Annotated in this window: 14 protein-coding genes and 1 pseudogene; 6 read left to right on the top strand and 9 right to left on the bottom strand. The window is 64.5% G+C overall.

All coding sequences use genetic code 11. The features are described 5' to 3' along the window. The 3 genes and pseudogenes from ACFTWF_RS41610 to ACFTWF_RS41620 form a co-directional block, all read right to left on the bottom strand. A pseudogene (locus ACFTWF_RS41610) lies at window positions 1-110 on the bottom strand (alpha/beta hydrolase); the annotation flags it as partial. A gap of 70 nt (window positions 111-180) precedes the next feature. Further along, entirely contained in the window at window positions 181-1,527 is a 1,347-nt protein-coding gene (locus ACFTWF_RS41615; RefSeq protein ID WP_378466945.1) for an MFS transporter, read from the bottom strand. 377 nt (window positions 1,528-1,904) lie between these two features. Next, window positions 1,905-2,825, bottom strand: coding sequence for a LysR family transcriptional regulator (locus tag ACFTWF_RS41620; RefSeq protein WP_378466911.1), 921 nt, complete (start codon window positions 2,823-2,825; stop codon window positions 1,905-1,907). Window positions 2,826-2,946: 121 nt separating this feature from the next. On the opposite strand from ACFTWF_RS41620, the gene ACFTWF_RS41625 reads away from it, so the two are divergent. Beyond that, window positions 2,947-4,245, top strand: coding sequence for an aconitase X (locus ACFTWF_RS41625; protein ID WP_378466912.1), 1,299 nt, complete (start codon window positions 2,947-2,949; stop codon window positions 4,243-4,245). After that, window positions 4,242-4,676, top strand: coding sequence for an aconitase X swivel domain-containing protein (locus ACFTWF_RS41630; RefSeq protein ID WP_378466913.1), 435 nt, complete (start codon window positions 4,242-4,244; stop codon window positions 4,674-4,676). The genes ACFTWF_RS41625 and ACFTWF_RS41630 overlap by 4 nt, the downstream gene beginning before the upstream one ends. Before the next feature lie 8 nt (window positions 4,677-4,684). Here ACFTWF_RS41630 and ACFTWF_RS41635 read toward each other — a convergent pair whose 3' ends face one another. After that, window positions 4,685-5,413, bottom strand: a complete 729-nt coding sequence (locus ACFTWF_RS41635) for a GntR family transcriptional regulator (protein ID WP_378466946.1) — start codon at window positions 5,411-5,413, stop codon at window positions 4,685-4,687. Between the two features lie 314 nt (window positions 5,414-5,727). Between ACFTWF_RS41635 and ACFTWF_RS41640 the strand changes: the two genes are divergently transcribed. The 4 genes from ACFTWF_RS41640 (at window position 5,728) to ACFTWF_RS41655 (ending at window position 9,053) form a co-directional block, all read left to right on the top strand. Further along, complete coding sequence (locus ACFTWF_RS41640; RefSeq protein WP_378466914.1) at window positions 5,728-6,801, top strand: LLM class flavin-dependent oxidoreductase; 1,074 nt, start codon at window positions 5,728-5,730, stop codon at window positions 6,799-6,801. A 27-nt stretch (window positions 6,802-6,828) separates the two neighbouring features. Continuing rightward, window positions 6,829-7,449 carry a cysteine hydrolase family protein gene (locus ACFTWF_RS41645; protein ID WP_378466915.1) on the top strand — a complete coding sequence of 207 codons (621 nt, stop codon included), beginning with the start codon at window positions 6,829-6,831 and terminating at the stop codon, window positions 7,447-7,449. A 110-nt stretch (window positions 7,450-7,559) separates the two neighbouring features. Next, the gene (locus ACFTWF_RS41650) at window positions 7,560-8,666 is read left to right on the top strand and encodes an alcohol dehydrogenase catalytic domain-containing protein (RefSeq protein ID WP_378466916.1); all 1,107 of its coding nucleotides are present in this window, start codon (window positions 7,560-7,562) and stop codon (window positions 8,664-8,666) included. Window positions 8,667-8,732: 66 nt separating this feature from the next. Further along, entirely contained in the window at window positions 8,733-9,053 is a 321-nt protein-coding gene (locus ACFTWF_RS41655) for a WhiB family transcriptional regulator (protein ID WP_378466917.1), read from the top strand. 1,281 nt (window positions 9,054-10,334) lie between these two features. Here the strand turns inward: ACFTWF_RS41655 and ACFTWF_RS41660 are convergent. The 5 genes from ACFTWF_RS41660 to ACFTWF_RS41680 all read right to left on the bottom strand — a co-directional run bounded on the left by ACFTWF_RS41660 (window position 10,335) and on the right by ACFTWF_RS41680 (window position 15,632). After that, window positions 10,335-11,429, bottom strand: a complete 1,095-nt coding sequence (locus ACFTWF_RS41660) for a tartrate dehydrogenase (protein ID WP_378466918.1) — start codon at window positions 11,427-11,429, stop codon at window positions 10,335-10,337. A gap of 205 nt (window positions 11,430-11,634) precedes the next feature. Continuing rightward, window positions 11,635-12,192 carry a flavin reductase family protein gene (locus ACFTWF_RS41665; protein WP_378466919.1) on the bottom strand — a complete coding sequence of 186 codons (558 nt, stop codon included), beginning with the start codon at window positions 12,190-12,192 and terminating at the stop codon, window positions 11,635-11,637. Continuing rightward, complete coding sequence (gene hpaB / locus ACFTWF_RS41670) at window positions 12,189-13,676, bottom strand: 4-hydroxyphenylacetate 3-monooxygenase, oxygenase component (RefSeq protein ID WP_378466920.1); 1,488 nt, start codon at window positions 13,674-13,676, stop codon at window positions 12,189-12,191. The genes ACFTWF_RS41665 and hpaB overlap by 4 nt, the downstream gene beginning before the upstream one ends. Window positions 13,677-13,776: 100 nt before the next feature. Continuing rightward, window positions 13,777-14,634 (bottom strand): alpha/beta fold hydrolase, encoded by an 858-nt coding sequence (locus tag ACFTWF_RS41675; RefSeq protein ID WP_378466921.1) that lies wholly within the window; start codon window positions 14,632-14,634, stop codon window positions 13,777-13,779. Between the two features lie 53 nt (window positions 14,635-14,687). Continuing rightward, window positions 14,688-15,632 carry a 3-carboxyethylcatechol 2,3-dioxygenase gene (locus tag ACFTWF_RS41680; protein WP_378466922.1) on the bottom strand — a complete coding sequence of 315 codons (945 nt, stop codon included), beginning with the start codon at window positions 15,630-15,632 and terminating at the stop codon, window positions 14,688-14,690. Window positions 15,633-15,658: the final 26 nt, after the last annotated feature.

Here is a 15,658-nt window from a genome sequence, read left to right on the forward strand (position 1 = left end):
TCGCCGGCGTGCAGGTACCGGGTCCGGTACGGGCCGGCCTGCAAGAATCCCTGACTGAACTCGACCTGGTTCAGGTCGTCCCAAACGCTGGTGTACGGTTGCGTGCTCAAAAGATGCTCCAATTCTGACTGAAAAGTGTTGCCGCTCTATATAGGTCGCTCGAGAAAGGTAGGTTCGTAGTTAATCGCCGACCCGCACCTCGGCTGCTCCGCTGTGCGGTGCGGACGTCGTTGTGGTCAAGGTTGTGGGACGCGCGGTGGTGGCCTGGTCCTGCAGGAGTTGGCGGGCGGCGCCTTTGCGGCCCCAGCCGCCGGGTAGCAAGATCACCGAGACGATGGAGATTGCCGAGACGATCAGCAGGTAGGTGACGGTCGCATCGCTGGAACCGGTGGAGGTGTACAGCGCGGCTGCGATGGTCGGGGCGAATGCGGACCCGCAGAGCTGGGAGAGGGTGTAGCCCGTGGAGACGCCGCTGTAGCGCACGTCGGCGTCGAAGATCATGGTGAACAGGGATCCGGTCACTCCGGCCGCGGGTGCCATAGCGATGCCGAAGATCATCACCTGCGCGAGCATGAACAGCCAGGGATTCCCGGTGTTGATCAAGGCGAACGCCGGTGTGATCGTCGCACCCATCAGTACGGCGCCGAGTAGGTACATCGTCTTGCGGCCGAAGGTGTCCGACAGCGACCCGAACACCGGGTACAGCACCACGGCGACGAGGCCGGCGACGAATACCCCGGCCAGGGCGGCGGTGCGGCTGATCCCCGCGACAGTGGTGCCATAGGAGACCAGATAGGCCATGCAGATGTAGGCGAACACGCCCTGAGAAAGGTAGGTTCCGGCGACGAGAAGGATTTCCTTCCAATGCTTGCGGAACGCTTCGGCGATCGGCATCCGCACCACCTCCGCACGTTCCTTGACCGCCGCGAAGTCAGGGCTCTCGGTGAGGGAGAGTCGGATGAACAGCCCGATGATGATCAACACCGCGCTGAACAGGAACGGCAAACGCCAACCCCAGGAGAGGAACTGCTCGTCCGACAGCTGGGAGACGGCGAAGAACGCCAGCGTCGCGATACTGGTGCCGGCGGGGGCGCCCATCTGGGAGAAGGAACCGAAGAACCCCTTTTTGGCCTGTGGGGCGTGCTCGACCGCCATCAACGTGGCGCCGCCCCACTCGCCGCCGACGGCGAAGCCCTGGACCAGTCGTAGCAGGGTGAGCAGGATCGGGGCCGCGACACCGATCTGCGCGTAGGTCGGCAACAACCCCATCAGCATCGTCGCCACACCCATGCCGACGAGAGAAATCACCAGCATCTGTTTGCGGCCGACCCGGTCACCGAAATGCCCGAACACGATGCCGCCGAGGGGGCGGGCGAGGAACCCGACACCGAAGGTGGCGAACGAGAGCAGGATCCCGATCGACGAGGAGACGTCGGGGAAGAACAACTTCGGGAACACCAGCGCTGCGGCGGTGCCGTAGATGAAGAAGTCGTAGTACTCGACCGTGGTGCCGATGAAACTGGCCATCGCCACCCGCAGTGGCGTCGTCGTGGCGCTCTTGGTCGGTGTGGGGGTAGTGCTCACAGCGAGACCTCTCCGATCCGCGAACCGAACCCGGTCGGTACCGCGTGGGCAAACAGGGGAGAAGCGGTCGTCATCGCCGCTCCTTTCTCGGGACGTCGCGAAGAGAACCTCGCAACTGGAATGCTAGTCGTCTAGACGTGAAGCTACGGCAACGATTGTTGTGATGCAAGTCTCTTGCTGGGAAGGGCGTCGTCGGCGCCACCGCCCGCGTCGACCGTGCTGACAGCCATCGGACCAGGTCAGCGGCAAGAATTGGGCCTCTAAACTAAACGCGCAGGGGTAGGAGTGCCCGCCGCGGCTGAGGGGCAGACGTGGGGCACTCAGGGATAGAACGGCTGCCGCGCGGGGTCGTGTCCTCGAACCGTGGCGAGCAACTCCCGCCAGAACTCGTCGAGCACGGCGGATCGACGGCGTGCGAGTCGGATCGCCGCGATGGACCAGCGCAGCTCCGCGTCGAGCACCGGTAGCACCCGAAGGTCAGCGCGGTCTGCGACCAGGAAATCTGGAACGATCGCGATCCCCAGGCCGGCGGCGACGTACTCGGGCACGTCGGCGGGATCGGCGACCTCGGCGACGACCTGGCGTGCGAGCCCGGCCCGGCCGAACGCCGCATCCGTAATCGACCGATTCGCCTGCCCGAGCGGAGATTCGATCCATCTACGGTCGGCGATCTCGGCCAATCGCAGGGCTTGATGAGGGCGGAGTGCGTCGCCGACGCCGACGGCGCACACCAAGGCGCCGGTGCACAGGGGCGTGACGAGCAGATCTCGGGACTGTTCGTCGGTCAGATCTCCGGACGCGATGATCGCGTCCAGCTCGGACCTGCGCAGCCGCTCGACGAGGCCGGCGCTGCCGATCGCGTCGGAGAGCACTCGAATGCCCACGCCGGGATGAGCGGCGTTCAAACGGGCGAGCGCCCGGGGGAGCGGGATCGGTCGGATCGAATTGATTACACCGACCGTCAGTTGCCCGGACAGGGTCCGGTCGGCGTCTTGGACGACCCGCCGGGCCAAGGCGGCGCGGGTAGTCAGCGCGCGCGCCTCGGGGACCAACGCCCGGCCCGCCGTGGTCAGCGATGCGGTGCGGGATGTCCGATCGAAAAGCTGCACGCCGAGATCCCGTTCGAGTGCGGTGATTCCGGCGCTGATCGTGGACTGCACGAAACCCAGCCGGGCTGCGGCACCGGCAAAGGTCCCCGCGTCGACGACACCCAGGAACATCTCGACTCGGCGAAGATCCATACTCTAATCATCGGCTATTCCGAACGAATTTATCGAATTTCATCGTTGGACACGAACCGTCCTTACGATCGACGATGCTGGGGTGGAACAGGTGAGAACCAGCCGAGCGAGGTCAATCACGATGCAGCTCAGCGAACGACAACGCGCGATGCTGGACGGCGACGAGGGTGAGGTCATGGCGAAGGTGCTGCGCACCGTGGTGCAGTACGGCGAAATATTCGGTGCAGGCCGCCTGGCTGGCCTCGACGGTCCCGTGCACGTGGTGACTTCGATGGGCATGACCGGGTTCGAGGCCGTCTTCGATCTCCTCGATCAGCTGATCGAGGCCGGACTGACTACGCAGGAACCGTTCACGGTCGACCCGCGTCCGTACGATCTCGACGGGGTGGACTACACGGCCACCGAGAAGCAGTCCCTGCTCAAGCTCTACAAGCACCAGGACCGGTACGAGGATCAGCTGCGCGCGCTCGGCATGAAGGACGACCGGTCCTACTCGTGTACCGCCTATCTGGCCGAGGTGGGGAACACGCCCTCCGCCGGTGACGTGCTGGCCTGGGCCGAATCGTCCGCGGTGGTGTACGCGAACTCGGTGCTGGGGGCGCGTTCGAATCGGAACTCGGCACTGATCGAGGTGATGTGCGGAATCGCCGGATTCACACCCGAATTCGGGCTCCTACTGGACGAGGGGAGAAAGGCCACCTATCTGGTGGAGGTCAGAACCTCCGCGCTGCCGCCCGCCACGGTTCTCGGGTCCGCGGTCGGCCGCGCCGTCGTCGGCGACGTACCCTTCGTCGCCGGGATCGACCCCCATCTCGGCGACCTGAACGAGCCGGCGACGCAGGACTATCTCAAGGACTTCGGCGCCGCAACGGCGTCCAACGGCGCGGTCGGCCTCTTCCACGTCGAAAACCTGACCCCGGAGGCAAGAGGTCACGGCCGCGACCTGCTGACCGACGACTACCGCCGAGTCGTGATCGACGACCAAGCCCTCGCCGATCTCGTCGCCGACTACCCCGTGCTCTGGGAACAAGAAGATGCCGAACCCGAAACCGCCCTGATCGGGTGCCCCCATCTGTCCTTAAACCAGCTGTGCACAGTCACTGACACAATCCTCACCGCGCTCGAGGCTGTCGGCCGCACCACGGTGGCGATACGGACGGTGCTCAGCGCCGCCCCTGCAGTGGTCGCCACCTTCAGAACCGAGCACAGCCAGTCGTTCGAGCGCGCGATCACTGCGGGAGTGAACATCGCGTCCATGTGCCCAGCGCTGCACATGAACACTCCTGCGACCGCCTCGCGGCCGGTGATCACCAACTCCAACAAGCTCCGCACCTACACCACCAGCCGGTTCCTGGCCGATCACGATGTCCTCGACCGCATCGCCGCACCGCCCGTCCGCAGACAGGAGAAGACCCGATGAATACGTTCACCGGCCGGGTGATCACCGCCGGGACCATCAGCGGCGACAGCGTCGTCACCCGGCAGGGCTTCAACACCCTCGCCAGCTACTTCCAGGGCATCACCACCGCCAGCCCCGTCTGCCACGACCAGAACAACCCGGACCTGTACCGAAAGGTGATCGGCGGAAAGATCCTCTGCCTACCCCAAACCATCGGCTCCACCACCGGCGGCATGGTCCTCCAGTGTGCCGCCCGCGTCGGAATCGCACCCGCTGCCATGCTGTACTCCGAGCATATCGACACGATCTCCGCTGCCGGCATCGTCCTGGCCGACATCTGGGACGACAACCGCATCATCGCAATCGACCAACTCGGCCCGCGGTTCCTGGATGTGGTCCGCGACGGTCAGCGCATCGACATCGGCCTCGACGGGACCGTCACCGTGCACTGAGGATGGGCTCAGGACACTGCCGAGGTGGATTCGTTGCGGATGACCGCGATCGTTCCGACGATGTGGCGTTCCATCGCCATCCGCGCACCGGCCGCATCGCGGTTGCGCAACGCCTCGGTGATCTCGCGGTGATCGTGCTGGCGGTCGGGCAGCGCACTGGAAAGGGGGTTGGTGATGCCGGTGGTGTTGATCAGGAAGTCCGAGAGGTCCCACATCCTCTGGCTGGTCTCCGCCATGATCCGGGAGTGCGCCATTGTGTGGATCGCCGCGTGGAATTCTCGGTTGTGCACCCGGTACCCGTGGGCGCGCACCACCGGATCGGAAGATTCCGCGAGCGCGTCCACCCGAGAGGAGATCAAATCCAGCTCCAGTAGCTGCGCATCGGTCCGCCGCGCGGCGGCCACTGCGGCGATGGTTCCCTCGAAGCCCCCGAACAAGGTGTAGAAGTCCTCCACCTCGCGCTCGCTGTACGCGACTACCTCACAGCCGACCTGAGGCACGATGTGCACCAGCTTGTCGCTCGAGAGGCGGCGAAGTGCGTCCATGATCGGCTGCTTACTCACCCCAAATTCCTGGCGAATCGCCTCGACCACGATCTTTTCCCCCGCGCCGTAGCGACCCTCGAGAAGCCGGGACTTGAGAATGTCGTACAGGGCGGATGACAACCGCGCACCTGAGATGCGGCTCTGTTCCAACAGGGCGGCGGCATCGCTCCCCGTGCCATAAGCGGTGCTCATCGATTCATGCCCTCCGTCGGCAGCCCGGTCATTGTTCCTTCGATTCTGCGCGTCCATGCAGCAACTTGCATTCTAGTACTTGTGGCGTGAGTCACTGATGAGGTACGTTCGTCTGGAACGCTAGCATGCCAACTTGGTCGAGTATTGGAGTTTGCCCAGCTCATCGAGTCGAGTCGATCGACCTGATCAGTTGGACGCCCCGCCGATCCCCGGCACGCCGACATCGTTGGAGCAGGCGCCATCACTCGTCTGCTCGAGCCCGCGGCCGGGTTGAGGTGCCCTTCCGCGAGCACGGGCAGAGCAAGGAGAAGGACATGGAATTTTGTATCGGCACCTGCGCCAAGATCGATCAGGTCGCAATGGTGAAGCAGGCCGAGGACCTCGGGTTCTCGCACTTCGGTGTCGGCGAGGGCCCCTTGCTGTTCTCCGACCCCTACCAATTCCTCGCGCTTGCAGCTACGCAGACCAGCACGATCGCCCTCGGCACCATGGTCACCAACCCGCTGACCCGGATCGCCCCGGTCACCGCGAACTCCATGGCCACCCTCAACGCCCTGGCTCCGGGCCGCACCTTCCTCGGCATCGGGACCGCCAACAATGCGCTGCGCTCAATGGGTAACCGCACCGCGAAGATCTCCGAACTCACGCACGCCATCGAAGTCTCCCGAGAACTGATGGCCGGTCGCCGCGTCACCCACAACTGGCTCGGGCAGTCCCGGGAGGTGGAGTTCCTCGATAAGGAGAGCGGCTTCTACAACGTCACCGACCCCATCCCGATCTGGGTGGCGGCCGGCGGCCCCCGGGGACTGGCCGAAGCGGCCAAGTACGCCGACGCCGTCGTGTACTGCCTGGGTCCGAACACCGACATGATCGGGCTGATCCGCCGCGAACTCGACAAAGCGGTCGCCGACGCCGGCCGAGCGCCCGGTTCGGTCAAACTCGTCTCCTTGTCCTGGTTCTACCAACTCGGCAACGGTGAAACCTGGGAAGACGGTGTCACCAATGGCTTCGGCTCCGGCCCGATCAGCTCGTGCATCACCAACGCCGGCTTGATGGACCAGCACCGCGACGATCTCGGCGACGCGATCGTCGACGCCTCCCACACCGCAGCCCAGCAGTACCTGGGTGACCCGCAAGCCCCAGACCAGCCGCACTACCTCGATGTCTGGGCGAAATACCTGCGCGGACTCGACCCGCGGCACCGGCCGATCATCACCAAGGAACTTGTCGACTACTGGTGCCTCTACGGATCCCCAGGCCAACTGCGGGACAAGGCGGCCCTGATGCGCGAAGCCGGTGTCGACATCCTCCAGGTGTTCTTATCCAACCCCTTCACCGCCGCCCGTGACATCGACAACATCGGGCACTCGATCCTCGCTCACACGTAAACCCGCACCTCGAAACAGGAGCTATTGATGGAACTCGACCCCCGGACCACCGCCGTCGTGGCCGTTCACTGCCAGGGCGACATCGTCGGCCCCACCGGCGCCTTCGCAGACTTCTTCCACCAGCAGGTGAGCGAACGCCGCATCATCGACCAGATCACCGCGCTGATCGCAGGGACCCGCGAAGCCGGCGCCACCGTGGTCTACACCCGGGTGGCCTGGAAACCGGACTTCTCAGACCTCGAGGTCAATTCGCCGCTACTGGGAATCGTCGCGCAGTCCGGGTGTCTCAAAGAAGGCAGCGAACTCGCCGAGATCGTCGAACCCCTCGCCCCGCACGATGGTGACATCGTGCTCACACATCAGCGAGTCGGCGGCTTCGCCGGCACCGACCTCGACGCCACCCTCCGTGAGAAAGGCATCACCACTCTGCTGTTCGCCGGAGTGGCCACCAATGCCTCCGTCGAGGGAACCGCCCGAGTGGCAAGCGATCTCGGCTACCGCACGGTGATCGTCGAAGACGCGTGCTCGGCAGCGACCCCCGAGGCGCACGAGGCGAGCATCAACTCCCTCGGCCTGCTCGCCGAAATCACCACCGTCGACGAGGTTCGCACCGCCCTGACCGAAGCGGTCACCGGCACCCCCGCCTGACCACACCACCCCGCCTTGGTGCGGCCGCTTCCACACTGCCGCACCAGGCGTTGCCGAACCCGCAATTTCCCCCCCGGAACAACCGTCATCACCTTCAGGAGTTTTCGTACATGAAGACCATGCGCGTCGCCCGCCTCCACGAGATCAATCAGCCGATGCAGATCGAGGAACTCCCAATCCCCGAGCCGCGCCCCAACGATGTGCTGGTGCAGGTCAAGGCCTGCAACGTCGTGCCGAATCTCTCGAATGTGCTGGCCACGTATAGCGAGTGGTTCCCCTACCTCCCGCTCCCGAAGCTTCCCGCGGTCTTCGGACTCGACTCCGCAGGCGTCGTTGCCGCCGTTGGCAGCCATGTCACCGACGTCGCCGTCGGCGATCGCGTCTACGTCAACCCGGGAATTTCCTGCGGCGGCTGCCGCGCCTGCCGGCGAGGTGAAGACCAGAACTGCGACAAGTACACCTTCATGGGCTACTTCTCCTTCGGTGCCGACGGTCAGCAGATCTTCGATGCCTACCCGTACGGCGGACTTAGCGAATACCTGACTGCGCCGCAACGCAATCTGGTGAAGCTGCCCGACTCCGTCAGCTTCGAGGAAGGCGCCCGCTTCGGCTACCTCGGTACCGGCTACTCCGCGCTGCGCAAGGCCGGGGTCGGCCCCGGCTCGACAGTCCTGATCGACGGCATCTCCGGAACCCTCGGCCTGGGCACCTGCCTGAGCGCCCTCGCGCTGGGCGCCACTCGCATCTTCGGAACCGGCCGCAACGCCGACCTGCTCGAAGATGTACGCGCCATCGCTCCCAGCCGCATTCAGGTCCTGCCCGCCGGTGAAGGGGAATTGCGCAGCTGGGTGCGCGAACACAACAACGGCGAGGGCGTCGACGTCGTGATCGACTCACTCGGTCCCGGCGCTCCGGCAGAATCGTTCCTTGACGCCATCACCACGCTCCGCCGCGGTGGCGTCGCGGTCGACATCGGCGGCATGATGGAACGCCCCGCGCTGGACATGTTCTCCATGATGTGTTCGCAGGTCAGCGTCCTCGGCAGTCTCTGGTTCTCCACCGCCGAAGCCCAGGACATGGCAGATCTCGCCGGATCCGGTGCCCTCGATCTGTCGGTGTTCGAGCACCACAGCTTCCCGCTCGAGAAGATCAACGAAGCCCTCGCCGATCTGCCCGCCCGGCACGGCGGCTTCACCAACTTCATCAGCGTCCCCTGATATCCCGGTCGGTACCCCGCACCCTGAGCGAGCGGGGTACCGACCCTCTCGGTTGGAGTGCAACGTATGCAGGCCTTTCGAACCGTACATCACCAGGAATTTCCTGTACCGTCGGCGAACTGGCGGGTCAATGCACTGTGCCGGATCATCAGTCCCGCGTTGTTCTTCCACCCCGCCAACGAACGCGGGCAACAACGGCGTAAGCGAATCTCGGAGGCGAAGAAGATCTGCTCCCTGTGCCCGGTCATCCACGCGTGCCGTGACTATGCGCTCACCACCGGAGAACCCTTCGGCATCTGGGGCGGGATGTCCGAAGAAGACCGCGACCACATCCTCGTCCGAGGCCGTGTCGGCAAAACCGGCAGACGCGGCCCCCGAGGCGTATAGCGAAGCCCCTGACAAACCGGAGTACACGTGCCGATACTCATCCTTCACGCCGTGATCGCTGGCCTCAGCGTCTTGAGTGGTTGGTTATCGTCGCCGCTGAAGAAGCCCGCAGCAGCCCTTGCTCAGACTCAAACCGTCCTCCGGTGGGTCGCACTCACCCGCCGTAATGACTACCGAACTCCGGAGGGACTGTGCACCGAGTGCGGCGGACGGTAACTGTGCTTGACGGTCTGCGCGAGGACGACTGGCGTGCCCCGCGCATCCCTCGCTACGGCAATGACACACCACTCCACCGTACGAGATCAGAGGTGAAATCCCATGAACTCTCGTGAGTATCGCCAATGGCGCCAGAGGCGCCGCGCCGGTCGGACCGAAGTCAACCGCACCCATCCAGACATGGAGGCGGAGCGCCTCATCGGATTCGCCAGCATGTGGGCACCCTATGGGGGTGCTTCCGAGGAGGAGATCCTCATGAACTTCGGGATGACGCGGCGCCGGTTCCTCGCGCGATTGTGGCAGGTCATACCCGAGTCGACCTACTCTCGCGCCGAGATACACAGCTTGGAGGATGCGTACCCGCGCCACCGGCACGGTTCCTCACCCACTACGTAATCCCGGGATGATGCGACGAACTCGTCGCCGCCGTGCCCGGCGAACTGTTACGTGGACTGCCCAGATTACTGACGACCGACTGATCTCAAGATGTTGCGGAAGAAGTCAGTGACAGCACACTCCAGTAGGAAGAAAATGTGGAACAGCTATAGCGACGATGACGTCCTCGATTTTGCACTTCTCTGGGAACCACTTGGAGGTCCTGCTCCAGAGAACGTTGCGACTGCCTTCTCGATCGGTATGAGCGAGTACAAACGCCGGCTCCGAGATGTCGCGAGGTTTCAGTTGACCCGACTCGAGCAAGGCGCCGCCTCTCCCGAGCGCATCTATGGACTGCCGACCCTTGCAGCATTCGCACGAGACTCCCACGAGTACGCGTCATGGGACGTCACGTGAATCTTGTGAGGATTCAAAGGTGACAATCTCGACTGTCAAACTACCTACCTCACACTGCACCAGACAGGCCAAGGTATGCAACGTGATTCCGAACCTGTCTGATGTGCCCGCCACTCCAATGAATGGTTCCCTACCTGCCGCTTCCTGAGCTGCCCGCGATCTTCGGACTCGACTGCCGGCGGCGGCGTCGTCACCGCCGCCGGCAGTCCTCGCACTATCTGCCCCAATGTGGTTGCGATCGTATGACTCCATGACCACGTTGGCGCAGTTCACTCAGGCGGGGGTCAGCGCGGTCCGCAGAGCGTGCACGATCGCCTCGGTGACGGCGTCGGTGTCCGACGAGCCGCCGATGTCGCGGGTCAGCACTCCGCTCGCGGTGGCGGCTTCGATGGCGGTGTCGACGCGGCGTGCCTCGTCGTGCAGCCCGAAGTGGTCGAGCATCAGGGCGGCGCTGGCGATCGCGCCGATCGGGTTGCTGATGCCCTGCCCGGCGATGTCGGGGGCGGAACCGTGGACGGGTTCGAACATGCTCGGGAAGCGGCGCTCGGGGTTGAGGTTCGCGCTCGCTGCGACGCCGAGGCTGCCGGCCAGCGCGGAGCCGAGGTCGGAGAGGATGTCGGCGTTGAGGTTCGACGCCACCACCACGGACAGATCCTCCGGGTGCAGGATGAACTTGGCGCTCATCGCGTCGACGAGGACGCTTTCGGTGGCCACGTCCGGGTAGTCGAGGGCGACGCGGCTGAAGACTTCGTCCCACAGGACCATGCCGTACTGCTGGGCGTTGGACTTGGTGACGCTGGAGACCTTCTTCACCGTGCGGGTGCGGGCCAGGTCGAACGCGAAGCGCATGATCCGCTCGCAGCCCTTCTCGGTGAACAGTGCGGTCTGCAACGCGACCTCGTTGCCCGGGCCGCGGCCGCTGAGGTTGCGTCCGCCGAGGCCGGCGTATTCGCCTTCGCTGTTCTCGCGGACGACCACCCAGTCGAGTTCGGTGTCGTCGGCCTTGCGCAGCGGGGACTGCACACCGGGCAGAAACTTCACGGGGCGCACGTTGGCCCACTGGTCGAAGTTCTGGGTGATGTTCAGTCGCAGGCCCCACAGGCTGATGTGGTCGGGGACGTTCTCCCAGCCGACCGCGCCGAAGTAGATGGCGTCGAAGGCCTTCAGGGTGTCGAGGCCGTCGTCGGCCATCATCTTGCCGGTCCGGGCGTAGTACTCGCAGCCCCAGGGGAATTCTTCCCACTCGAAGGCGAAACGCCCGCCGGACTGGTCGGCGAGGACGTCGAGCACGCGCCGTCCGGCAGCGACGACCTCCTTGCCGACGCCGTCGGCCGGGATCGATGCAATCTTGAACGTTTGCGGTGCCATGTCGTTGCCTCCATCGTGTTGTGCACGTATCAAGGGTGGTCAGTGCGCGACCACTTGTCGGTGTTTGTTGTTCGTACCCAGGGCGGCTGAGCCAGGGTTGTTACTGGGCGACGGGGCGTTAGGGTCCCCGTGCGGGACGCAGCGCCGAGTCGTGCACGGACGTGGGTTCAAAATCGCGGAGGGCCCAGTCCGTGCACGACGTCGGTCACCAGGGTGCGGAGAGAAGCCATTCGTGGGGAGCGCGCTCCACGGCACGGTCCCATTCGTCTCTGTTGATGTCGAGGAAGGCTCCCTGACTGTAGAGAAGCGGCTCACCGGCGGCGGTTCCCACGGTGGTGACTCGTCCGAGCACGATCGCGTGATCGCCGCCGTCGAGGACCGAGTATCGATCGCATTGCAGGTGGGCGAGCGCCCCGTCCAAGAGCGGGATGCCTGCGCGCCCGCGGTGGACGGGGACGCCGGTGAACTTGTCGGCGGCGGGCCGCGCGAAGGACATCGCTAGATCAGCCTGGTCGGCGGCCAAGACGTTGATCACGAAGCCGCCGCCGATGGTGAGGGCGTGGTGCATGAACCGGCCGTTGTCGATGCACACCAGCACCAGGGGCGGATCGAGGGATACCGAGGAGAATGCGCTGACGGTGCAACCGATTGGTGCGCCGTCGTCACCGAGTGCTGTCACCACGGTCACCCCGGACGCGAATCGTCCTACGGCGTCCCGCAATTGTGCGCCGCTGACTGCTGTGTCGATTTCGGCGGTGCTCATAACAGGGCACCCTGCTGCTCTGCGACGGCGGACACGGGATCTCCGGCTAGCTCGAGGGCCCGCTCGACCAGCCGGAACGAATCGGACTTGTCGTAGACGGTGTAGTTGTTCGCCAACAGCCGAACGGGGTCGCCGGCGTAGTAGCGTTCGTATTGCAGAGCTCGCTGTCCGAAGCCGTCGCCGCACAGGTCCCAAGCAAGCTTGTAGAGACGGACCCGGTCCACGGCGGCGAGCCCGTCGGCGCCCTTGAAGTACTTGTCGATGTCGTCGGCGATGGGCGAGGCGAAGTCGGCCGCGGACGGCATCATCAGCAGACCGCCCGCCCCGAGGGTCTGCAGGATCTCCATCACCTTCGGGTAGGTGGCGGACAGGTGCATGCGCAGCGTCTGCAGTGCATCGAACTTCGGTCGTGCGGTCTCGCTGTCGGACAGCTCGAACTCCGTTTCAGCCGTGTTGATCAGCGCCCGGCAGATCTCGGTCGCTGCGATGGCTTCTCCCAGCTTCTGTTGGACGTGCAGGAAGGAATCGATCTTCACCGACTGGGCGAGTTTCATTGCGACGCCGAGAGCGAACTGCATCTTGACCAACCCACGCGCGCCGGTCTGGTGGCCGGTGTGCTGACGGAGGCTGGTTTCGATGTACATCGCATTGGCCAAGGACACATCGCCGTAGAGGAAGACTCGGTCCCATGGAACGAGGACGTCGTCGAACACCACCAGCGAGTCCGCCTCATCGAAACGGGTAGACAACGGGTGATCGAACCGGTTTCGGCCGCCGTCGTCGTACGGTTCGCGGGTGATCAAACGCAGTCCCGGGGTCTCGATCGGAATCGCGAAGACCGCTGCGTGCTTCTCATCGCCGGCTCGAAGATTCGGCAGGTTGTAGATCACCATCTCGTCGGCCATGGGGGCGAAGGTGGCCAGCATTCGCGCCCCGCGCACGACCAGACCCTCGGGGGTTTCCCGCACCACACCCATGTGGAGGAACTCCTCCTGCTGCTCTGCGGAACTCTTCGAACGATCCGTCTGAGGCGTGATGAGCGCATGAGTCATGAACAGGTCGTTGTCGCGCACGTACTCGAAGTAGCGCTGGACGTTGTCGGCGAAACGCTCTCCCAGCCGATGGAACACGCCAAGTTCGTCTGCGAAGGCCATCAGCGTGGTGTTCATGAAGTCGGGAGAGCGGCCCATCAGTCCGAGTGTTGCCTCGGACCAGAGAGTGAACGCCTTTCGTCGATCGACCAGATCCTGGTACGAGCGCGGGGGGACGAACGCGGTACCGACCGGGCCATTCGGGCCCGGCCGAACCAGGACATCGGAGTACTCGGGGTCGTGCTGCATGTCGTAGAGGTGTGCAATCTGCTCGATGGGTAGGCGCAGCGAGGGGTGCTCGGTGACATCGGAGACGCGTTCACCGTTGATCCACACCTCGCGGGGAGTGCTTTGAAGTCGTGCCTTGTACTCGGCGCCGGTCCGAATTGCCATGGTTGTTTCCTTCGTCGTGGGCATCTTGTGTCAGGACAAGAGTTGCGGTCGTGCGGGTAGTGCGGGGCGGGGTGTTGCGTTGAAAAGACTGTTCGGAGGACTATTCGGCCAGGAAGGCGAGCACCATCTTGTTGAACTGGTCGTACTGTTCCCACTGCGGCCAGTGCCCGGCGTCGGTGATCAGTTCGAATCGTCCGTTGGCGATCTTCGAGGCCATCTCGATGCCCGCGCCCGCCGGTCCGGATGGGTCGTCACTGGTCCAGACGACGAGCGCCCCGTGCGGCACGGCGGCGAATTCTTCGTCCGAGATTCGGTTCCGCAGTCGAATCTCCGGGTCCTGCAAGCACAGGATGTGCCGCATCGAGTCGCTGAAGCCCGGCCGCGAGTAGATTCCGCGCCTGATCTCGACCAATTCGTCGGTCACCCGGCTGTTGTCGGCCATCAACCACTCGAGGCGTGCTCGTACCCGTTCCGGTGTGGGATCGTCCGCCGCTGCCTGGGACAGGCTGCGGATGCGTTCCATCACCTCGGGGGTGGACATCGTCCCACCCGGCGTGTTCAACACCAGTTTGCCGACCCGGTCGGGGTGGGCGGCCGCGAACTTGACGGCGATCCAACCACCGAGAGACTCGCCGTTCAGGTGTGCCCTCTCGATGCCCAAGGCATCCATCAGGGCAACCAGATGCTCGATGTAATCGGCCATTTCGAGATTGCTGTCGGCCAACGTGGTGTACCCGTGGCCGGGGTAGTCGAAGGCGACGACACGGTAGTGTTCGGCGAAGGCGGCGAGGTTGCGTGAGTACGCCTCGAGATGGCCGCCGGTTCCGGCCATCAGGATCAGAGTCTGGGGCCCGTGCCCGGCTTCGAGGACTCGGGTACGCCACCGACCGACCTGTACGTATTTCACGGTGAAGTCGAGTCCGGGAAACGACGTCCATACCGAGGTGCCGATGCTCATAGGTGAAACTCCTTACGCGAAAATCGATTTGATTTGCTGGAAACGGGTAGGGCTCATGCGTGAGTGGGTGCCGCCGTGGCCACGGCGAATCCGGCGATCCACTCGGGGATCGCCCGGTAGTAACTCGACCGCACCTGGTAGGTTCCGGCCGCGGACAGTGCGGCGAACGCCGCGATCCACGTGCGCACCTCGTGGGAAGAATGGCCCGCGTTCTCGACGAACCAGTCATTTCCCCACGAGTCGACCTGGTCGAGCTCTCCTGAGACGAGCACGTCGAGCAGGTCCTGATCCCATCGCGGGTTCAGCGGCTGGATGGTTGCGAGACCGGCGGAGAAGTCCTGTGCGACGTCGACCACGCGCCGAACACGCTCTTCCTGCTGTGCGGGGGTGGGATTGCGACCGTCGATCAGCCGCTCGCGCACATGTTCGGGTGCCGACTGGAACTGCGGCACCGGCGGATCGTGGGAGAGCCCGCCGGAGCCGATCAACAGTACGCGCCGGTCCAGCTCGAGCGCGGCGCGGCCGACCGCTTCGCCCAGCTGTCGCACACGCGACACCGGTCCGAGAGGTTCGCCGACACAGTTGATGAAGATCGGCACGGTTGGACGATCGGTGAGGGACCCGGTCAAGAACTCGAGTGCCTGCGAGAATCCGTGGTCGACGTGCATCCGTTCGGAGAAGGCCACATCGAGGCCGCTCGCCAGGACGGACCGTGCCACGCGGTGTGCGGCATCGCGGTCTACCGCCAGCGGTCCCGAGAGTGTGCCGAAGTCGCCCACCGCCTGCGCTGCCGCGCCGATGCAGAACGGTGGGAGCATGTCGTAGAAGACGCCGTTGTAGTGATCCGGGGCGAAGATGATCACCAGTTCGGGATCGAACTCCTCGATGAACATTCGAGCATCCGTGAACGCGGCCTGCACCTCGGCGACCACGGTAGCGTCGGGGTCGTTCTTGCCGATCAACGGCGAATGCGACATTGTGCAGAGAGCAACGGACATCAGGTAACTCCTTGGTGCGCGCGAGC

The organism is Rhodococcus sp. NPDC056960 (assembly GCF_042674125.1).
Lineage (GTDB): Bacteria > Actinomycetota > Actinomycetes > Mycobacteriales > Mycobacteriaceae > Rhodococcus_F.

Coding starts and splice junctions, on each gene's coding strand:
- ACFTWF_RS41615 (WP_378466945.1), bottom strand. CDS start 1,527: ATGGCCAGTTTCATCGGCACCACGGTCGAGTACTACGACTTCTTCATC.
- ACFTWF_RS41620 (WP_378466911.1), bottom strand. CDS start 2,825: ATGGATCTTCGCCGAGTCGAGATGTTCCTGGGTGTCGTCGACGCGGGG.
- ACFTWF_RS41625 (WP_378466912.1), top strand. CDS start 2,947: ATGCAGCTCAGCGAACGACAACGCGCGATGCTGGACGGCGACGAGGGT.
- ACFTWF_RS41630 (WP_378466913.1), top strand. CDS start 4,242: ATGAATACGTTCACCGGCCGGGTGATCACCGCCGGGACCATCAGCGGC.
- ACFTWF_RS41635 (WP_378466946.1), bottom strand. CDS start 5,413: ATGAGCACCGCTTATGGCACGGGGAGCGATGCCGCCGCCCTGTTGGAA.
- ACFTWF_RS41640 (WP_378466914.1), top strand. CDS start 5,728: ATGGAATTTTGTATCGGCACCTGCGCCAAGATCGATCAGGTCGCAATG.
- ACFTWF_RS41645 (WP_378466915.1), top strand. CDS start 6,829: ATGGAACTCGACCCCCGGACCACCGCCGTCGTGGCCGTTCACTGCCAG.
- ACFTWF_RS41650 (WP_378466916.1), top strand. CDS start 7,560: ATGAAGACCATGCGCGTCGCCCGCCTCCACGAGATCAATCAGCCGATG.
- ACFTWF_RS41655 (WP_378466917.1), top strand. CDS start 8,733: ATGCAGGCCTTTCGAACCGTACATCACCAGGAATTTCCTGTACCGTCG.
- ACFTWF_RS41660 (WP_378466918.1), bottom strand. CDS start 11,429: ATGGCACCGCAAACGTTCAAGATTGCATCGATCCCGGCCGACGGCGTC.
- ACFTWF_RS41665 (WP_378466919.1), bottom strand. CDS start 12,192: ATGAGCACCGCCGAAATCGACACAGCAGTCAGCGGCGCACAATTGCGG.
- hpaB (WP_378466920.1), bottom strand. CDS start 13,676: ATGGCAATTCGGACCGGCGCCGAGTACAAGGCACGACTTCAAAGCACT.
- ACFTWF_RS41675 (WP_378466921.1), bottom strand. CDS start 14,634: ATGAGCATCGGCACCTCGGTATGGACGTCGTTTCCCGGACTCGACTTC.
- ACFTWF_RS41680 (WP_378466922.1), bottom strand. CDS start 15,632: ATGTCCGTTGCTCTCTGCACAATGTCGCATTCGCCGTTGATCGGCAAG.